Here is a 1,958-nt window from a genome sequence, read left to right as displayed (position 1 = left end):
CGTAGACCCGTGGCGGCGGCTCGTCGACCCCGGCGGTGACGACCCGGTAGCCGCCGTGCACGGTGGCCGGGTCGAGCAGCCCGACGCTGCGGGCGAGCTCGGGGAGGAGCTCGGCGACCGGCACCGCCCCGGGCAGCACGAGGTCGACGCGGCGGGTGCCCGAGGTGACGGTCACCCGGACCAGCCCGGACGCGACCGTGCCTGGCGCCCGGCCAGCTTGCGTCATCTGCTCACACCTTCCCGAGAGGGTCGAGGGGGTCATCGTGGCACGGCCGCCCCGCCCGGCCCGGGGCGGTCGTGGCGGAGCCGTGGTGCTCAGTCCTGGAACCGTCCGGCGCCGCGGCGGTCGGCGGCGAGGTACTCGGCGTTGGACTGGTAGACGCTCTGGTGGCTGCGGTCGAGCAGGTCCTTGAGCTCCTGCATCGCCCAGTCCCAGGCGGCCTTCGAGGCGCGGTAGGCCTCCTGCTGCTGGCCGCTCCAGGTAGCGACCTTCGGGGCGACGTCCTGCTCGAGGTGGTTGAGGCTCTCGTCCATCTTGCGGACGGTGTTGTACATGGCCTGGGCGGCGGCGTCGAGGGCGCCGTGCTGCACGCGCAGGCCGTCGAGGGATCCGAAGTCAGCGGTCATCGTGGTGTCTCCTCAGCTCTGGGGGTGTGCCTGGTGTGCGGACGGGGTCACTGGGCGCCGAGGCGGTTGAGCAGCGCGTTCATGCCCGCGCCCTGCGCCTCGTCGACGGCCCGGTTGTCGGCCTCGGTCGCGGTCAGCGCGGCGTGGAACCGGTCCAGCGCGCCGGTGACGACCCGGTGCTTCTCCACCCATGCGGCCTTGAGCTGCTGGAAGGTGAGGCCCCCGGTGCCGACCCAGGCCCGCTGCATGTTCGCGAGGTCCGCCTCCATCTGGGCGGAGTGCTGCGCGAGCTCCTGCTTGGCCTGGACGACGCGGTCCGCGATCTGCTTCAGCGCCCCTTCTGCGTGGCCGAACTCGACATCCGACATCTGTTGCTCCTTGGTCAGTGGGGCTGCCGCCCCGCGGTCATCTCCCTGTGCGGCTCCCGAGAAGCACCCACTGCCAGTAAGAGCCGGTGTCGTGCCTGCTACCCGGACGGCGACCGGCGCGAAACCTCAGCTCGTGAGTTCCCACAGGTGGCGGAACAGGCCGACCGCGACCACCAGCGACCCGACCGCGAGGGTGCCGCACAGCGCCTCGGCGACCTCGGCACGACGGGCCCACCAGGTCGAGCGCCACCCCCGCCCGACGAGGACCGCGGCGACGACGAGCGCCACGCCGACGGCGACGGCGGCCGGCGCGAGCAGGGCGGGCAGGTCGGCGGCGGCCCCGTCCGGCTGGACGCCGAGCAGCACCGCGGCGAGCAGGGCCAGGGCGAGGACACCCGCGACGCGGAGCAGGCGCCGGGCCGCGCGGTGGCGGTGGTTGCGGGCGGCGAGCAGCAGGCAGGCGCCCCCGAAGCCGACCAGGCACCGGGCGCCGGTGCGGTCCGGCGGCAGGTCGGCGGTCCACAGCAGCAACGGCGCCGACAGGGCGACGACGACGAGGATCGCGACCGACGCCGCCCGGAGCGTGCGCCCGGCGCGTTCGGCGACCTCGGCGACACCGGCGACACCGGCGGCCGGTACGACGGACCGTCCGCGCCCACCCTCGGCGGGCTCGCGCGCGGACCAGGCGGTGACGGCGAGCCGGTCGAGGTCGAGGAGGTGGTCGTCGGGCACGTCGACCGCGAGCCCCGGCGCGAGCCGGGCCGCCAGCACGGCCGCGAGGAGGAGCACCGCCCAGACCGCCTGGGCGGGTGCTCCGGTGAGCGGGGCGGTGCCGGCGACGACGAAGGTGGCCGTGCCGGCCACCAGCCAGACGTGGAGGGCCTGCTCGGCGGGGCTGCCCGACCGGCCCAGGGCGCGACCGGCGGCAGCCCGGGGTGCGGGTCCCAGAGCACGGCGAGCGTC

4 protein-coding genes are annotated in these 1,958 nt (G+C 75.5%); all 4 read right to left on the bottom strand.

The window, feature by feature from the left end; translation table 11 throughout:
- Positions 1-226 (bottom strand): EsaB/YukD family protein (locus tag L615_RS03440; RefSeq protein ID WP_186449712.1); only part of this gene is annotated, 226 nt, incomplete at its 3' end.
- Positions 227-315: 89 nt separating this feature from the next.
- The gene (locus L615_RS03435) at positions 316-627 is read right to left on the bottom strand and encodes a WXG100 family type VII secretion target (protein ID WP_051485908.1); all 312 of its coding nucleotides are present in this window, start codon (positions 625-627) and stop codon (positions 316-318) included.
- Positions 628-674: 47 nt separating this feature from the next.
- On the bottom strand, positions 675-995 hold the full coding sequence (locus L615_RS03430) for a WXG100 family type VII secretion target (RefSeq protein ID WP_028656215.1): 321 nt from the start codon (positions 993-995) through the stop codon (positions 675-677).
- Between the two features lie 126 nt (positions 996-1,121).
- On the bottom strand, positions 1,122-1,958 hold an 837-nt coding region (locus L615_RS03425), incomplete at its 5' end, for a hypothetical protein (RefSeq protein ID WP_222430425.1).

Source organism: Nocardioides sp. J9, from assembly GCF_007829375.1.
Taxonomy (GTDB): domain Bacteria; phylum Actinomycetota; class Actinomycetes; order Propionibacteriales; family Nocardioidaceae; genus Nocardioides.
This window is presented reverse-complemented; position numbering and strand designations above follow the sequence as displayed.